Source organism: Exiguobacterium sp. RIT452 (assembly GCF_003598705.1).
Lineage (GTDB): Bacteria > Bacillota > Bacilli > Exiguobacteriales > Exiguobacteriaceae > Exiguobacterium_A > Exiguobacterium_A undae.
This window is the reverse complement of sequence record NZ_QXJB01000001.1, coordinates 387526-404126: the sequence shown is the minus strand read 5'-3', so window position 1 is coordinate 404126 and position 16601 is coordinate 387526. Positions and strand designations below refer to the sequence as shown.

Sequence of the window (16601 nt, the reverse complement as noted above, 5' to 3'; positions counted from 1 at the left end):
TCTGTTATGCTGTTACGCTGTTAGCAACTAAAGTGTTGTTAAGGAGGACTATACGCTTACTTTTTACTTTCGTCAATCGCTTTTTTTCGTTTAAAACGATTAAATGTTTTATCGCGGACGGATTTCTGTTCGATCGACAGCGATGTCACATGGCGTCGAAGCGCACCGTTAAGCCGTTTTTCGAACAGTTCCAGTTCCTGGATCCATTCATTCATCGCGACGACAATTGGCAAAATTTCCATGATCAATTCTTCTTCGAGTTCATCCCGATCAAGGAAGGAATGTTTGACGAAAGCAATGTTTTCTTTGACGAGATCTTCCATCGCGAGCGGTTCTTCCGTCAGTAACAGATCATACGTCAACAAGACCTTTTCCTGACGCTGGGCGATGTGCATGACGTGATAAAACAGTTCACTCCGCAAATCGTCTGCGATGTGCGAGAGTGCCTGCTCCCGCTCCCGGAACCGTTCTGCCGTCGCGACACCCCGTTCCAGGCACGCCTGCATGTGTTGCAGGATGATCAAGTTCCGTAGTAACGAGACATGCCGCTGCCGCGAGCCGCGAATCTCTTCCCGGTGCAGATTAAACAGTGTCTTCGTCTCGAGCATCGAGCGGCTCATTTTGTCGATTGCCGACCGGTATGGTGTGACTTTTCCTTCAAAGGCGATTGCCCGCGTGACGACAAGCAGCTTCTCAAACAGTTTTGAAGCCTTTTGATAGTAGACGTTCCCGTAACGCGGCGGGAAGATCAAGGCATTGACACCAAGCGCACAACCGATCCCGAGCATGACGAGTAAGTAACGGATCAAGACGATTTGCCATAACGGATCCGTCGCCCCTTCAACACTCTCCAGAATGACGATAATCATCAAGACGACGTGAGGAATCGTCCGGCCGAAGCCAAATGCAAGCAAAATCGAGATTGCTGCCATGATGACGATTCCGATCGCCAATGGATTGGCCGGATTGTCACCTAAAATCCAGAGTGAGACGAGCGTCAGGAAGGCGCCGATCAAGTTGGCCTCCGCTTCCTCGAGAAACTGCTTCCATGTTTGATAAACGGACGGCAACAAGGTTGTCGCCGCTGAAATCGCAGGTAGGATTGGGCTTAAATTAAACAGATCACTGATGATCAAGGCCAAGATGACCGCAAGTCCTGTTTTAATGGTACGTGGTCCGATTTGTAGAGATTGACCGCCCATATACGAACCTCCTTCATATTGTAGATACGTCCCCTATTCTTGCTCTAATACCCGAAAAACGCAATTAAAAAATCACTCCAAGTCGCCTTGGAGTGATTTTGAGTTCTAATCAATCGATTATGATGCTTTTGTACCGGCGCCTGAAGTCATTTCTTTTTTCGCGACTTCTTGATCGACGAGCGGTTTTTTCAAGATTGAAAGGATGGCTGCTCCGACGAGTGCTCCGATTAAGATCGCACCAGCGTAGCTGAGGACTGCCATCAATGTGCCCGATGGTCCGTCAAGTAATGGGAAGACGAACACACCGCCGTGTGGTGCCGGAAGCAACACACCGAAGACGATTGTCAAGGCACCAGCGATTGCTGAACCGATGACACTTGACGGGATGACACGAAGTGGATCTGCTGCCGCGAACGGGATTGCACCTTCCGTGACGAATGAAGCACCCATTGCGTAAGCTGCGATACCGGCTTCCCGTTCCTGTGGTGTAAATTTCTTACGTGCGAACAACGTAGACGAGAAGGCTACGAGAAGCGGTGGAACCATCCCACCCGCCATGACGGCTGCCATGACTTCCGTGTTTCCTGCTGTTAATGCGGCTGTTCCGAAAACGTAAGCTGTTTTGTTGATTGGACCACCCATATCGATCGCCATCATCGCTGCGACGAGCATACCGAGTAGGATAGCGTTTCCGCCGCTGAGACCGTTGAGTGAATCCGTCAACCATGTCATGAAGGCAGCGATTGGTTCGTTGATGACAAGAAGCATGATCATACCAGTGATGAATGAACCGAATAGCGGATAAAGCAAGACCGGCTTGATGCCTTCCAGTGCTTTCGGAAGACCTTGCAAGACTTTGATCAGTAAGAGGACGACGTAACCGGCAAGGAAACCGGCAATCAACCCACCGAGGAATCCAGCGTTCCCTTGGCTTGCAAGGAAACCGGCAATCAAACCTGGTGCGAGACCTGGTTTATCGGCAATCGACATCGCGATGAATCCGGCAAGAACAGGAATCAAGAGACCAAATGCTGCCTGACCAATCGACATCAATTGTGCGGCAAATTCATTGTACGATGCGTCATCCGGATTAGCGGAGTTGATCCCCCAGAAGAAGCTGATCGCGATCAACAGACCACCGGCGACGACGAGTGGCAACATCGCAGAAACCCCGCTCATCAGGTGTTTATAGAAACCACCACGTGCTGGTTTTGAGCTGTCGCTTGACCCGCTGCCTTTATAGACAGGCGCATCTTGTTTAACGGCACGGTCAATCAATTCTTTTGGTTTACGGATACCTTGGGCAACCGGTACTTCGACGACGTGTTTCCCGTTGAAGCGATCCATCTCGACGGCTTTGTCCGCTGCGACGATGATTGCTGTCGCATCTTGAATATCTTGACTCGTCAAACCGTTTTTGACACCGGTTGAACCGTTCGTTTCGACTTTGATCCGGACACCCATTTCTTCCGCTTTTTGACGGAGGGAATCAGCTGCCATATACGTGTGGGCAATGCCGGTTGGACATGCTGTAACGGCGAGAATGTATGGTGCGTCTTTTGCGACTTCCGGAGAAGAGACATCGACCGGACCTTCTTCTTCCCGTTCTTTTGCTTCAATCGCAGCAATCACTTCATCTTCCGAACGAGCCGAGAGAATCGTATCCCGGAACTTCATGTCCATCAGATAAACCGACAGTTTGGATAACGTTTCAAGGTGGGCGTTATCGGCATTTTCACCGGCTGCAATCATAAAGAACAAACGGCTTGGTTGTCCGTCGAGTGCTTCGTAATCGATGCCTGTCGAACGTCCAAAGGCGATAGCCGGTGATTTAACGGCTGCCGTCTTCGCGTGTGGAATGGCGATGCCTTCACCAAGTCCCGTCGTACTTTGGGCTTCCCGTGCCAAAATCGCTTCACGGTAAGCAGAACGGTCATTTAATTTCCCTGCACGATCGAGGACATCGACAAGCTCGTCAATGACGGTTGCTTTCGTAGACGAACGTAAATCTAATTTGATGGTGTCGCGTGTCAAAAGATCTGTGATTTTCATGAGTTAGTCACTCCTTTTTATGATTGAATGAGTTCAACGACTTTTACGTCGGTTAATAAACGATCGATATCTTCTTTCGTGCATAACCCGAAGGCATAAGCAGAAGCACTGCCTGTCGTGACGGCGTAACGGAAAGCTTCTTCCGGCGGTCGGCCGAGGGCGTGACTGGCAACGAATCCAGCGACAAGCGAATCACCGGCACCGACGGAATTGATCAGTTTACCGGCTGGCGTGTTTGCCGTGTAAGCTCCTTGTTTATTGACGAGTAACGCACCGTCCCCTGCAAAGGAGATGATGACATTCTCTGCGCCCCGCTCCACCAGTTGTTGGGCGTATGGGACGGCCATTTCTTTTGACGTTATCTCGACGTCAAAGATCTCGCCCAACTCGTGATGGTTCGGTTTGATCATGAATGGACCAAGCGGTAATACTTCGAGCATCGCTTCTTTTGTCGTATCGACGGCAAATTTGACACCACGCTTCGTTAATACTTGTGCAATCTTCCGGTACAAATCCTGCGGCAAGCTGCTTGGGATGCTGCCGGCAAAGACGACGATATCGCCTGCTTGCATCGTCTCGAATGCTGTCAGTAACGCGTTTAATTCATCTTCTTGAATTTTCGGTCCCGCTGCGTTGAGTTCTGATTCCTGATCGGCACGGATTTTAACGTTGATCCGTGTCTCATCGGCAATCGGCGTAAAGGCTGTCAAAACACCTTGCTTCTCCAGTTCATTGCGAATGAATTGTCCGGTGCTTCCTCCTAAAAATCCGAGTGCCTCTGTTTCGACCTCATAGTTCTTCAGGACGAGTGAGACGTTGATCCCTTTTCCACCCGCCACTTTTTCGGCTTGTTCAACACGGTTGACCTGACCGGCTTCAAATACCGGCAACGTGACATAATAATCAATCGATGGGTTCAGTGTCAGTGTATAAATCATTTCGCGTTCACCACCTCTGTATATTGACTGTATTTCGCTTCTTGTTCGCTCGATGTCGTCGTGATGATCGTCGCCGCTCGCAATGAAGCGACCCGACTAAAACTGATTTCATCCAACTTCGTCTCATCGACTAATACGTAAGACTTTTTTGCCAACTCAATCGCTGTCTTCTTTACGAGTGCCTCTTCCGGATCCGGCGTCGTGAATCCTTGGGTCGGATGAACACCGTTCATCCCAAGAAATGCGACATCAAAATGGTAAATCAACATTCCTTCACGTGCGTTGTAACCAACCAGTGCTTGCGTCGAATGCTTGAGTTGCCCTCCGACGACGAACGTCGGGATACGGTGATAGAGTAACGTATTCGCTAGAGGAAGACTGTTCGTCACGACTGTAATCGCCTTTTGTTCGAGGTAAGGAACGATGGCAAGTGTCGTCGTTCCCGCATCGAGATAAACGTACATTCCGTCTTCGATCAAGTCGGCTGCCGCTTGGGCAATCCGGTCTTTTTCTTCGACGAAACGATCACTTTTCTCGAAATAACTCGGTTCATCAATTTGCAAGTGATTGGCGGTCGCCCCGCCATGAACCCGTCGAAGATGTCCCGCTGCTTCTAACTGCGATAAATCTCGGCGAATCGTGGATTCACTGGCTCCCGTCTGATCGACGATGGTTTGCATTTTGACGACTTCTTCTCGAGCCAATAACTCAAGAATCAGTTGATGGCGTTTTTTCGTTAACATTGGTTTCCCTCCGCATCTTTAATATAAAGCGTTTACATTTAAAAATCAATCAAAATCGTTCAACTTTTTATGTTTTTCGTCAAAAAACCTTCAAAATGTGACTTTATTCGACAATAATGTCCTCTTATACGTCTATTATACACCAAAAACGGTCATATGATGACCGTTTACACAAAAAAACCGCTCATCCCCTGAGCGGTTTTAAAAAAGACGGTCATCGACTATTCAAATTCACGCTTTGACTTTATTTTGCAGATGACCGATCCCTTCAATCGATACATCGACGATATCTCCATCCTGAAGATACGTTGGAGGTGTCATTCCATGTCCGACGCCGGCCGGTGTTCCCGTCGCGATGACATCGCCTGCTTCAAGCGTCATTCCGCGCGACACTTCCGTCAGAATCGTCACGACATCACGGAGCATCAATTTCGTCGACCCCGACTGACGGAGCTGACCGTTCACCCGTGTCTCGACCAACACATCCGTCGGATCAAAGCTGTCTTCCGTCACGATGACCGGACCAAACGGACAAAATCCGTCGAGCGATTTACCGCGGAAAAACTGCACGTGTTCTTTTTGCAGATCCCGAGCCGTCACATCATTGACGATGCTGTAACCAAAAACATGATCCAAGGCGTTCTCCGGCGTCAAATCCCGACCGGTCGTTCCGATGATGATTGCGAGTTCCCCTTCATAATCCAACTGATTCGTTAATCCGGCATGACGTTCAATCGAATCAAACGGACCGACGACCGAGGTCGGTGCTTTCGTAAACAAGACGAACTTCCCTGCCCCCGCCGTATCCATCTCTTTGATATGATCCGCATAGTTTTTCCCGACACAAATGACATTCCGGGACGGTATGTAGGGTGCCAGCAATCGGACGGAATCCTGCAGACGAGGTGCCACGTCCAAATCCAAATCCATCTCAAATCCCCGGACGATGACTTCGAGTAATGAATCGGTATACACTTGTTCGGTCACATCATACCGTTCCTGCTCCACCTCGACACCGATTCGTGCACGACCTTCTTGCTCAAAACGAAACCATTTCATGTGTACTCCCCCTTTTTTCCCAGTATACCGAAAAAATCTTCGATACAGTTTGCTTTTCCAACAAAAAAAGGTTGCCGGATTTGATATCCGCCAACCTTATCTGTCCTAAGAGAAAGTGTTACGTCAGTCTGCTTATCGTCAAGCAATCCGACGTGCCAACCGGTCGACCAGCGCTTGCGATTCTTCATTTAAAGAAACGAGCTCTGTCTTGATCCCGGCCGCTTGATATTTCAAGACCACGGTTTCGATCGCTTCCGTCGCCGAATCATCAAACAGATGTGCCGCGGTGAAGTCGAGTGTGACCTGCTTAAACGAAGCATCTGCCGTCAAATCAAATCGTTCAACGAACGCTGTCGTCGAAGCAAAGAAGATTGGACCGTTGATTGCGTAGACGACGGTTGTCCCCTCTTCGCGCCGTTTGATATCGATTCGTGAAATCTTCGAGGCAAACAAAATCGCGGCCAGTAATATCCCGACGAGGACACCCATCGACAAGTCATCCGTCAACACGGTCACAAGCACCGTCGCCAACATGACAGCGGAGTCGCTTTTCGGTGAATCCTTCAGCATCTTAAATGATCCCCAATCGAACGTCGCATATGAAACGAAGAACATCACCCCGACGAGGGCCCCCATCGGAATCGTCATCAGCAGGTCGTTCATCGTCACCATTAACAGCATCAAGAAGGCACCGGCCGTAAACGTCGACAGACGTCCCCGTCCACCGGATGTCACGTTGATGACCGATTGACCGATCATCGCACACCCCGGCATTCCGCCGAAGAAGCCGGCGATGATATTGGCAATCCCTTGTCCGCGCGACTCGGTCGCTTTGTTCGACGTCGTATCCGTCATCTCGTCGACGATCCGTGCCGTCAACAACGATTCAATCAATCCGACAAACGCCAGTGATAAGGCATACGGGAAAATGATTTGCAGCGTCTCGAGAGAGAACGGAACGTTTGGTAAGAAGAAGCTCGGAAGAGAAGCCGAAATTTGTCCCATATCCCCGATGACCCGTGTATCGAGCGACAAGACGACCGTCAGGACCGTCATGATCGTAATCGCGACGAGTGGTGCCGGAATCACTTTCGTGAACCGTGGAAAAATCAAGATGATGGCAAGTGATGCTGCGACCATCGCGTACATGATCCAGTTCTGTCCTGCAAACTGCGGCAGCTGAGCGGAAAAAATCAGAATCGCCAAGGCATTGACGAACCCGACCATGACAGCCCGTGGAATGAAACGCAGTAATTTCGCAACGCCGAGCACCCCTAATAAAATTTGAAACACACCGGCGAGAATACCGGCTGCTAATAAATAATCGACGCCGTGATCTTTAACAAGCTGTACGACAACGAGCGCCATCGCCCCAGTCGCGGCTGAAATCATTCCCGGTCGTCCACCGGCAATCGAGATCACAATCGCGATGATGACCGAAGCATACAAACCGACCATCGGATTGACACCGGCAATCAACGAGAAGGCGATTGCTTCCGGGACAAGCGCTAACGCGACGACAATCCCGGACAGGATATCGGCTTTAGGTTGCAACACCCATTCTTTCCTCCATTGTGAAAACATACCATTCCTCATTTCATTTTGTTCTGACACATTTTGTTATCTTATTCCCTTTTTCCGGTTTCGACAAGTTGTTATTGAACACGTGTCCGAATATGAGCAATTTCGTCGACCATGCCTTGGTACCGTGTCATGATTTCCTGCCCTGTGAAGATCGGATCTTCCGCCAGTGTCTCGAGTGCACGACGCAACAAATGAATTTTCGGTTTCTTTCGTTCGAGCAACTCTTCATAGATGAAATCGAGCACTTCATCGTGGGCTTCCTTCGACTCTTCTGAAATCGGCGACAGTGTAATCAGCCGTTTCATGTGAGCGTTGGTTTTTTCGAACAGTTCTTTGCGGATGACGACTTCGTCTTGCGGGCGATCGAGCCAGACCGACAGAAAGCGTGGTGGAATCAGCTGTTCTTCCGTCCGGCTGACATCTTCGACGAGATGGGTCAGACGGTTAAAGACGTAACGGACAACGCGCTCCGGTTGTGTATTCGGTTCCGACTGCCGGAAGAAGTACATCGCGTACTGCAACATCCCGGTATAGATGACGGCAAGATCAAGCAAATAGGGTGTTTTCGCTTCCCCGAACAGATCACGCAGACGGTGATACGTCCATTCGATTTCAAGCAGACGGTTATTTTCCATGAAGGCTTTTAACTCTTTTTCATTGGAAGCAATCGCTTCTTCGAACAAGGTGTACAGTTTGTATTTTTGCATCAGTTCCAGATAACAATTCCCTTGTTGGATGAAGGTTTCGTAATCCGAGACATCCCGCCCGACAAGAATTTCCTTCCGCGCATTGCGCATTTTTTCAAAAACCGTGTTGAAGACATCGATGAACAATTCATTTTTCGAGGAGAAATAGTTATAGAAGGTCCCTTTTGAGACGACACTTTGATCCAAGATATCCTGGATCGAGGTCGACTGGTAGCCTTTTTCGACAAACAGTTGGTAGGCAGCATCAAGGAGCTGTTTCTTTTTTGGGTTCATAATCGTATCCTTTTCTTTAAATGTGGTCTATTTTTCAAAAATCAACCGTATACTTTAGTGTATAAAGCAAATAATTTGTAATCTGTTGCTTCAAACGGTAAGATAGCTAAGTTGCAGAATCAGTGTATAACAAATTAGACTTACTGTACAAAAGGAGCATAACGAAATGCAAGCAACCAAGCAATCATCTCGACTTTATTTAATCTTAGCGGTCTTAATGGCCGGTGCATTCGTCGCCGTCCTTAACTCGACGCTGTTAAATATCGCCCTACCTTCTATCATGACATCGTTTAACATTGAAGCCAATACAGCCCAGTGGCTGACGACCGGTTACATGCTGGTCAACGGAATCATGATTCCGACATCGGCGTTCCTTGTCCAAAAGTTCTCGACCCGTCAATTGTTCTTAACAGCCATGGGGCTGTTCTCCATCGGAACGATCGTCGCCGGTCAAGCGGAACTGTTTCCAATTCTGCTCGGCTCCCGGATGCTGCAGGCGTCCGGCTCTGCCATCATGATGCCACTCTTGATGAACGTGCTGCTGAACGGCTTCCCGATTGAAAAACGGGGACAAGCCATGGGAATCTTCGGTCTCGTCATCACGTTCGCTCCGGCCATCGGTCCGACCTTATCCGGGTGGGTTTTAGAACATTACGAATGGCGGATGTTGTTCCATATCGTCACACCGATTTCACTGCTCGTTCTCGTCATCGGTTTCTTCTTATTAAAGAAAGAAACGGTCACGAGTTCTCTGCGACTCGACCAACTGTCACTCGTCTTATCGAGCTTCGGTTTCGGCGGACTGTTATACGGTTTCAGTTCCGCCGGTTCCGCCGGTTGGGGATCGCTGACGGTCATCGGTGCTCTCGCCATTGGTGTCATCAGTCTCACTTCGTTCATTATACGTCAATTCCGGCTGGATGAGCCGATGCTTGAATTCCGGATTTTCAAATATCCAATGTTCGCTTTATCTCAAGGAATCTCGATGGTGCTGAACATGTCGATGTTCTCGGCGATGATTCTCATGCCAATCTATGTCCAGACGATCCGCGGCATTTCACCATTCCATTCCGGTCTGTTGATGTTGCCGGGAGCGCTCGTCATGGCCTTCATGTCTCCGATCACCGGTCGTTTGTTTGACCGGTTTGGTGCCCGCATCCTGGCGATGATCGGATTATCGTTGACCGTCCTGACGACATTCTTCTTCAGTCGTTTGACGGCAGACACCGCCTATTCGTTCCTCGTCATCATGTACACGTTACGATTCCTCGGCATTTCGATGGTCATGATGCCGGTCATGACTAACGGACTGAACCATATTCCGCAACATTTGACGCCACACGGAACAGCACTCAACAACACGCTGTCCCAAGTCTCCGGTGCCATCGGTTCAGGGTTACTCGTCACCGTCATGACATCACGGACGGCCGATTATGCGAAAGAATTAACAGCAAACGCAACACCCGGTACGAATCCGCAAACGATCATCACCCAGTCGATGGTTGAAGGGATCAATGACACCTTCTTCATTGCGACATTACTCGCCCTGCTCGCGTTGGGATTATCCTTCTTCATCAAAAAACGCGATGTCACGCAAGAGATCGTCCAGGTCGAACCAGCCCGTGAAAAAAAATACGCGTAACGCCGCATAGACCGTTTCCTTCTGTTGTTTGACAGAGGAAACGGTCTATTTTTTTACGACAGATAGTTTTTCAACGCATCGGCTTTCAAGATGCGTTGATTCGTGCTTCCCCGGATCCGTAAGGAATGATCCGGAAGCGTCTGAACGTACCGCCCGTCAATCAGACAATCGATGCGGGCTAACACCCATCTCGCCTGCTCGTCCCGCATCAACTGTTCCAACGTATACCCCGTAAAGAGATAGATGTCGTAACCCGCCAAGGCGGCGACCAATTCCACCAAGGCAGCCGGTTGGAAAAACGGCTCTCCGCCGGAAATCGTAATCCGGCGTGAACCGATCTGCTCAATCTGTTGAATCACTTGATCAACGGTGTAGTAATGTCCGCCGTCACTCGCCCATGACTCCGGATTGTGACAACCGGCACACTGGTGGGGACAACCGGCAAAAAAGATTACAGTCCGCAAGCCCGGACCATCAACGACCGAGTCAGCGAGAATCTGGAGCAGTCGCATGTCGCACCCGATCCTGTTCTTCCGCCCGCTTCGCATCGTTCCACCGGTCCATCGTTCCGACCAGGTAGCCGGTAATCCGGCGAATCCGTTCGATGTCCTGTCCCCCACAGACCGGACAAGCCTGCTCCATCGTTTGTTCCGTCCGACACGATAAACACCGGTCGATCGGATGATTGATGGATCCATATCCGATTCCGGCCTCCGCCATCAAACGGACGATGTCTTCAATCGCTTCAGGATTTTCAGCGAGTGCTCCGTCCGTCTCGACATATGTGATGTGACCGCCGTTGCATAAAGCATGAAACGGTGCTTCCAACCGGATTTTTTCACGGATCGTGACCGGTGCCTCGACCGGGAGATGGAACGAGTTTGTATAATATCCTTTGTCGGTCACGCGATGGATGCGTCCAAATTGTTGGACGTCCGCAGCCGTAAACTTGCCCGATAAACCTTCCGCCGGTGTCGCGAGCAAGGAAAAATTCAACCCCGTCTTCTCACCGTATTGATCGACGACCGTCCGCATGGTCTGAATCAAGGCCTGACCGATTCGATGGGCCAGTTCCGACTCGCCGTGGTGTTGACCGGTCAGCACAATCAACGCTTCCGCCAACCCAATGAAACCGACCGACAACGTTCCCTGCCTTAAGACCGGTTCGACACGGTCTGACGCGGCGAGTGTCTGCCCTTCCCGCCATATGTGTTTATACAAAAAGGCGAATTCCTCCGCCGTCCGGTCCGCCTGATACTGATACCGTTCCAGTAATTGCTCACAGATCCGTCCGGTATAGGTCGCGACCGCTTCGAACATCCGGTCGAGACTTTGTGTCGTCAACGCCAAACGAACAAGATTCAGACTCGTAAAGGACAGGTTGCCGCGGCCGATGACCGTATCCGGACCCTGCCGGTTTTCAAGGACACGTGTCCGGCACCCCATATAAGCAACTTCTGCTTCCGGTCCATCCTGCAACGAACGGTTAAACGGCGCATCGAGGAATGCAAAATTCGGAAACAACCGTTTTCCGGTTACTTCTGCTGCCAGTTGAAACAAATCATAGTTCGGGTCAGCCGGATGCAGCGTGACACCTGCTTTGATCTTAAAAATCTGAATCGGGAAAATCGGCGTTTCGCCTTTCCCGAGTCCGGCTTTGGTGGCGTTCAGCAAGGCCCGGATCAACAGCCGTCCAAACTCGGATGTATCGGTTCCGTAATTGATTGAGATGAACGGGACTTGTCCCCCGCCCCGCGAGTGCATCGAGTTCGTGTTATGAATAAATGCTTCACACGCTTGATAGGTCATTTCATACGTTTCCGACAGCGCATACGCCCGTTTTTGCCGATTCGACCATTTCGGAATCAACGCACGGATTTTCTTAAGTTGCCGTTGGTAGGTTTTCTCGACGAACGGTGCGAGATCGTAATCGAACATCGGATAGGACTGTCCTCCGTGCTGCATGTTTTGATTCGCCTGCATGATGATTGCAGCAAGTGCCAGCGCTGATCGGATGTCTTGCGCCGGACGGATCGTTCCGTGTGCCATGTCGAATCCCTCTGTCAACAGGCGACCAAGCGGCAATTGGACACAGGTCGTCGTCCCCGTCACGTAGTAATCCGCATCATGGATATAGATGAGGTTGGCGGCAACGGCTTGTTTGGTCTCATTAGACAGCAACAGCTCCTGCATCATTCGTTTTGCTGCCACACCGGCAATCCGGTTCAGCTTGGCAAGCGGAGATTTTCCGTCTACATTCGCATTTTCCTGGACTTCATCCGCGGACGGATTGCGGACGACCTCCTCGTATAAGGTGCTCAGTTCCATGTTCATCTCTCCCTCGATTTCGTGATGATGGTCTCTTCGCCTACTATAGCGAGCACAACATCTGACCGGCAATCCCTGCATACCTGAAACGATTTGCAAGCAAAACCGTCACTTCGTCACGAAATGTTTCGAGAAATTCGTCCCTATCCCGTCGAGCCGGCTTTTATCCGATTCAAATCCGCTATGAGAAAACTCACTTTCTATCAGACAAGCCAAAAAAGCAGGATCTGACAGACGGTTCTTACTTCCGCCTGTCAGGTCCTGCCTGTTAGTATTCAGTCCATTTCAATCAACGTATCCGACACGCTCGGCAGGAGAACTGTAAAGATTGTCCCTTCGCCTAAAATCGATTCGACGTCAATATTTCCGTCATGTGCCCGAACGATTTCTTTACAAATCGAGAGACCGAGACCGGTTCCGCCGATTTTCCGGCTGTCCGAATTGTCGACCCGGTAAAACTTGCTGAACAAGTGTGGCATCGCACTGCTTGGAATCCCCAAACCGAAGTCCCGGACGCTCAACTCAATCTGATTGTGGTGATGCGTCAAGGAGACAACGACATCGCCGCCATCCGGTGAATATTTGATTGCATTATTTAATAAGTTTCCAATCAGTTGTTTCATGCTGTTTTTATCCGCATTAATCAAGAATTCATGGTTTTCATCCACATCAAGTTGTAAGCGATGTTGCTCCGTCGCTGCCTGATAAAAACGTGTTTGTTCCCTCAAGACATCAATCAGATCAAACACTTCTTTATCATACGACTGTTTGCCGGACTCCATTCGTTGGACATTCAAAAAGTCACTGACCAGATCCGTCAGGCGTTTTGATTCGTCATGAATCGTCTGGAGATACCGTTTATTCCGTTCCGGATCCAGCTCTCGTTTGAGCATCAGTTCGGTGAATCCGTAAATCGACGAGAGTGGTGTCCGCAGTTCATGGGAGACGGTCGACACGAGTTCCGACTTCATCCGGTCGATTTCAGTCTCCGCCGTGACATCACGGAAAACAAGAATCGTTCCTTTCGCCTGTTCACCCTGAGTGATTTCTTCCGCATAAACCTGAATGAAGTATTCTCCCTGGTCAATCGATAACGAGAACATCCCCTCCGGAATCTGGCCGGATAAGACTTCTTCAAAATACGCTTCGAATGCTTCTTTTTGATCCACCTGTTCAAACATCGTCTCGGGTCGCACTTCAAGGAAGGTCATCGAATCATTGTCTTCTTCAATTTGCAAGGATTCGAAGATATCAAATAAGGCTTTGTTTCCGAGAATCGTTTTTTCATCATGTTTGATGTATAAAATCGCTTCCCGGACAGAATTGAGGAGTTGGGCCGTTTCTTTGCGTTCATACTCCATCTGCTCGTACAACGACATCCGCATTAAAGAAATTGCAATCTGTTTCGAGAACGATTCCAGTTCGTTCAATTCTTTTTTATTAAAGGCTTGATCGAATCGTGCCAAGTAGAGACAGGCAATCAACTCTTCTTTCGCCGGATCCATGATGGGAATGACCCCTTCATAGATGTAGTACGGAAAGCCGATCAACGTATCGTTGGCCACTTTTTTTGATGAATTCGCCATCTCTTTTGAAATCATCACCCGTTTGAGCAGCAACGATTCTGTTTTCAGACTTTCCTGTTGTTCCTCCGTCATCTCTTTTGGCACGACTGAAGAAATTTCATTGTTTTTAATGAGCAACAAGGCGCCAAATTCTGTTTTCGTCAAACGTACGATTGTACTGATGACCGAGGAGTAGTCAAACAAACTTTCCTTCGAAGCCAACGTCTCAATCAATTCGTTTCGGTCTTGCAGATGCAGTTCGTTCGAACGTGTCACTTCCAGTGCCCGTTCCAGTTCGTTTTGTTTTTCTTTCAACGTTTCTTGATTTTGTTCCATCAGTTGGTTTTTACTGGACAGTTCCGTATGTTGGGAAGAAATGGACTGTGCCATCTGATAGAAGGATCGTGTTAACTGACCCACTTCGTTTTCGATTAGAATGTCGTGTTCCAGCGAAATCGATTTCCCTTCCGCCAAACGCTGACTTTTGATATTCAATTCGTGTAACTGCATCGTCAACCGGTGGACAAGCGGTCGGACGATAAACAATAAGCATAAAAGAAAAATCAATAAGTTCAAAAACCAAAACCATTGTGTTTGCTGAAGCTGGTCGAGAACCTGTTCTTTTGTCTGACCCGCTGCATTGTCGACATACAGATAACTGACAACAGACGTCACCACACTGAGTGCAAAGACGCTGTAAAAAATCGCCATTAACTGTCTCCCTAATTTTTCTGTCATCCATTGTTTCATATTCATAAAAGCCTCCTACTAAAACTAAAAAAAATAAAGATCTGATACGAGACTTGCCTGCCGCATCACACCTTTATTTCCCTCAATCGTTTGGTTTCAATCCTTCTATTCCCAGTACTTAGACAGGAGGGGACAGCGGAATGTCACACAATAGACCAATTACATCGACGATTTGCTGTTTTGACAAATCATCCGTATCGACATGATGGGAGAAGACAGGATGTGCCAAGGCGCGCAACCGTTCAGCCGCCTGTCGCCCTCCCCACGATTGTGCACGTTCAAAACGGCTTCTCAAACGACGCCGGATGGTTGTTGGACTGGCCATCAACGTCACGTGTTTTACCTGATGCCCCTTGTTTTGTAAGGCACTGATGATTTCGTCAAAATAATCCGGATTGGTCAGCGTCATCGGTACGATGATGACGGCTGAAGGCTGGTCCACTTGTTCCAGTAACATCAGATTCAACTGACGCCAAAGCGGTTCATCTTGAAAATCATCTGTCTGCGTCTCGCGCGGGAGTTGCTGTCGCAACAGCTGACCTGTTAATTCAGGATCAAAGAGATGTGATCCTTTGATGCGTTGTTGCAACCCACGGGCTGCGGTTGTCTTTCCGACACCAAACGTTCCATTAATCCAAATAATCATTGTCCGGATGTACCACCTTTTTTGGAAGTATCTTCCTTCAATATACCATTTGAATAATCCACGGTGCAAGGACACTGGCTAGGATAGCCGTCAACACCATCGTCAGCAGACCAACCGCCCCTTCACGCTGATCGAGACTCATCGATTTCGTCGCCCCCATGACATGGGCAATCGAGGCTAAACCGACGCCGCGGCTGACGAAATGCCGAATCTTCAGACCGGTCATCAGTCGTGGACCGACAATCGAACCAACAAGCCCTGTCACGAGAACAAATGTCGCCGTCAAGGCGAGTGTTCCGCCGGACCGTTCCGAAATCGCCAAGGCGACAGGTAACGTGACCGACTTCGGCAACAAGGCCAGATTCGTCGTCCGTTCAAGATGCAACAGCAGTCCGAGCATTAAATCCGACGTCAACGCAATCAGCGTTCCGATGCCGACACCAAGCAAGATCTCCGGAATGAAACGACGGACGTGATGACGGACATGGTAAAGCGGAATCGCGAATGCCGTAATCGCCGGACCCAACATCTTCGATAAATACTGTCCACCTGACATGTAAACAGCATGTGATGTCCCACTCAGCGCTAAGATGACAATGACGGCAGCCGTCACCGTCAAAATCGGCAACATCCAGATAAACGGATATTTCTGATACAACCAGAAGGCTCCGGCAAACAGCAGAATCGTCAACATGAACCAAAGCAGTGCTTCACTCATGAACGGTCGCCTCCTCTTTCCGGCGTGCCAGACGGTCGACGATGTACGCCGATCCGGTCAAGGTCAGCAAACTGCTGATGACCAGAATCACAAGCACCTGCAGCCCCGATTGACGCATGAAGTCCGTATAGTCCATGATGCCGGATAACGCCGGGACAAAAAACAGCGGCATGACCAGCAATAAGAGTTTTCCCCCACGCTCCACATGTTCGATTTGCAACAGACGGCTCTTTAATGCCAGATACAATAAAATCAATCCGATGATGTTTCCCGGTAACGGCAACTGGAAGGTCAGACTGATCCAGTCGCCGATCATGGCAAAACATGAAATCAGGACGATTTGTAAGATCACGGTCACACCAAGTAAAGTTTTTGAACGCATAATGATTTCCCC

14 protein-coding genes are annotated in these 16601 nt (G+C 49.3%); 1 reads left to right on the top strand and 13 read right to left on the bottom strand.

Going from position 1 to position 16601, the window contains the following annotated elements:
* Positions 1-56: 56 nt before the first annotated feature.
* The 7 genes from D3D03_RS02025 to D3D03_RS01995 all read right to left on the bottom strand — a co-directional run bounded on the left by D3D03_RS02025 (position 57) and on the right by D3D03_RS01995 (position 8558).
* On the bottom strand, positions 57-1202 hold the full coding sequence (locus D3D03_RS02025; RefSeq protein ID WP_026833418.1) for an FUSC family protein: 1146 nt from the start codon (positions 1200-1202) through the stop codon (positions 57-59).
* A 117-nt stretch (positions 1203-1319) separates the two neighbouring features.
* Entirely contained in the window at positions 1320-3254 is a 1935-nt protein-coding gene (locus D3D03_RS02020) for a PTS fructose transporter subunit IIABC (protein ID WP_026833419.1), read from the bottom strand.
* Between the two features lie 17 nt (positions 3255-3271).
* Positions 3272-4192 (bottom strand): 1-phosphofructokinase, encoded by a 921-nt coding sequence (gene pfkB / locus D3D03_RS02015; protein ID WP_119922565.1) that lies wholly within the window; start codon positions 4190-4192, stop codon positions 3272-3274.
* Entirely contained in the window at positions 4189-4935 is a 747-nt protein-coding gene (locus D3D03_RS02010) for a DeoR/GlpR family DNA-binding transcription regulator (RefSeq protein ID WP_014970033.1), read from the bottom strand. Before D3D03_RS02010 ends, pfkB begins: the two co-directional genes overlap by 4 nt.
* 231 nt (positions 4936-5166) lie before the next feature.
* Positions 5167-5994 carry a fumarylacetoacetate hydrolase family protein gene (locus D3D03_RS02005; RefSeq protein ID WP_119922564.1) on the bottom strand — a complete coding sequence of 276 codons (828 nt, stop codon included), beginning with the start codon at positions 5992-5994 and terminating at the stop codon, positions 5167-5169.
* A 138-nt stretch (positions 5995-6132) separates the two neighbouring features.
* The gene (locus D3D03_RS02000) at positions 6133-7578 is read right to left on the bottom strand and encodes a SulP family inorganic anion transporter (RefSeq protein WP_026833422.1); all 1446 of its coding nucleotides are present in this window, start codon (positions 7576-7578) and stop codon (positions 6133-6135) included.
* Positions 7579-7649: 71 nt separating this feature from the next.
* On the bottom strand, positions 7650-8558 hold the full coding sequence (locus tag D3D03_RS01995; protein WP_119922563.1) for a TetR/AcrR family transcriptional regulator: 909 nt from the start codon (positions 8556-8558) through the stop codon (positions 7650-7652).
* A 166-nt stretch (positions 8559-8724) separates the two neighbouring features.
* On the opposite strand from D3D03_RS01995, the gene D3D03_RS01990 reads away from it, so the two are divergent.
* Positions 8725-10200, top strand: a complete 1476-nt coding sequence (locus D3D03_RS01990) for a DHA2 family efflux MFS transporter permease subunit (protein ID WP_026833424.1) — start codon at positions 8725-8727, stop codon at positions 10198-10200.
* A 53-nt stretch (positions 10201-10253) separates the two neighbouring features.
* Here the strand turns inward: D3D03_RS01990 and nrdG are convergent, their stop codons facing one another.
* The 6 genes from nrdG to D3D03_RS01960 form a co-directional block, all read right to left on the bottom strand.
* Complete coding sequence (gene nrdG, locus D3D03_RS01985) at positions 10254-10712, bottom strand: anaerobic ribonucleoside-triphosphate reductase activating protein (protein WP_119922562.1); 459 nt, start codon at positions 10710-10712, stop codon at positions 10254-10256.
* Entirely contained in the window at positions 10687-12528 is a 1842-nt protein-coding gene (locus tag D3D03_RS01980; RefSeq protein WP_119922561.1) for an anaerobic ribonucleoside triphosphate reductase, read from the bottom strand. The genes nrdG and D3D03_RS01980 overlap by 26 nt, the downstream gene beginning before the upstream one ends.
* 275 nt (positions 12529-12803) lie before the next feature.
* The gene (locus D3D03_RS01975) at positions 12804-14843 is read right to left on the bottom strand and encodes an ATP-binding protein (RefSeq protein ID WP_026833427.1); all 2040 of its coding nucleotides are present in this window, start codon (positions 14841-14843) and stop codon (positions 12804-12806) included.
* Between the two features lie 118 nt (positions 14844-14961).
* A complete protein-coding gene (locus tag D3D03_RS01970) occupies positions 14962-15489 on the bottom strand; it encodes an AAA family ATPase (protein ID WP_026833428.1) in 528 nt (175 codons plus the stop codon).
* A 37-nt stretch (positions 15490-15526) separates the two neighbouring features.
* Positions 15527-16207 carry an LrgB family protein gene (locus D3D03_RS01965; RefSeq protein WP_026833429.1) on the bottom strand — a complete coding sequence of 227 codons (681 nt, stop codon included), beginning with the start codon at positions 16205-16207 and terminating at the stop codon, positions 15527-15529.
* A complete protein-coding gene (locus D3D03_RS01960; RefSeq protein ID WP_035387643.1) occupies positions 16200-16589 on the bottom strand; it encodes a CidA/LrgA family protein in 390 nt (129 codons plus the stop codon). The genes D3D03_RS01965 and D3D03_RS01960 overlap by 8 nt, the downstream gene beginning before the upstream one ends.
* Between the last annotated feature and the right edge of the window lie 12 nt (positions 16590-16601).

Bases quoted from the DNA above. Each gene is read 5' to 3' on its own strand.
- D3D03_RS01960 (WP_035387643.1), bottom strand. From the start codon at position 16,589: ATGCGTTCAAAAACTTTACTTGGTGTGACCGTGATCTTACAAATCGTC.
- D3D03_RS01970 (WP_026833428.1), bottom strand. From the start codon at position 15,489: ATGATTATTTGGATTAATGGAACGTTTGGTGTCGGAAAGACAACCGCA.
- D3D03_RS01990 (WP_026833424.1), top strand. From the start codon at position 8,725: ATGCAAGCAACCAAGCAATCATCTCGACTTTATTTAATCTTAGCGGTC.
- D3D03_RS01965 (WP_026833429.1), bottom strand. From the start codon at position 16,207: ATGAGTGAAGCACTGCTTTGGTTCATGTTGACGATTCTGCTGTTTGCC.
- D3D03_RS02010 (WP_014970033.1), bottom strand. From the start codon at position 4,935: ATGTTAACGAAAAAACGCCATCAACTGATTCTTGAGTTATTGGCTCGA.
- D3D03_RS01975 (WP_026833427.1), bottom strand. From the start codon at position 14,843: ATGAAACAATGGATGACAGAAAAATTAGGGAGACAGTTAATGGCGATT.
- pfkB (WP_119922565.1), bottom strand. From the start codon at position 4,192: ATGATTTATACACTGACACTGAACCCATCGATTGATTATTATGTCACG.
- nrdG (WP_119922562.1), bottom strand. From the start codon at position 10,712: ATGCGACTGCTCCAGATTCTCGCTGACTCGGTCGTTGATGGTCCGGGC.
- D3D03_RS01980 (WP_119922561.1), bottom strand. From the start codon at position 12,528: ATGGAACTGAGCACCTTATACGAGGAGGTCGTCCGCAATCCGTCCGCG.
- D3D03_RS02000 (WP_026833422.1), bottom strand. From the start codon at position 7,578: ATGTTTTCACAATGGAGGAAAGAATGGGTGTTGCAACCTAAAGCCGAT.
- D3D03_RS01995 (WP_119922563.1), bottom strand. From the start codon at position 8,558: ATGAACCCAAAAAAGAAACAGCTCCTTGATGCTGCCTACCAACTGTTT.
- D3D03_RS02025 (WP_026833418.1), bottom strand. From the start codon at position 1,202: ATGGGCGGTCAATCTCTACAAATCGGACCACGTACCATTAAAACAGGA.
- D3D03_RS02020 (WP_026833419.1), bottom strand. From the start codon at position 3,254: ATGAAAATCACAGATCTTTTGACACGCGACACCATCAAATTAGATTTA.
- D3D03_RS02005 (WP_119922564.1), bottom strand. From the start codon at position 5,994: ATGAAATGGTTTCGTTTTGAGCAAGAAGGTCGTGCACGAATCGGTGTC.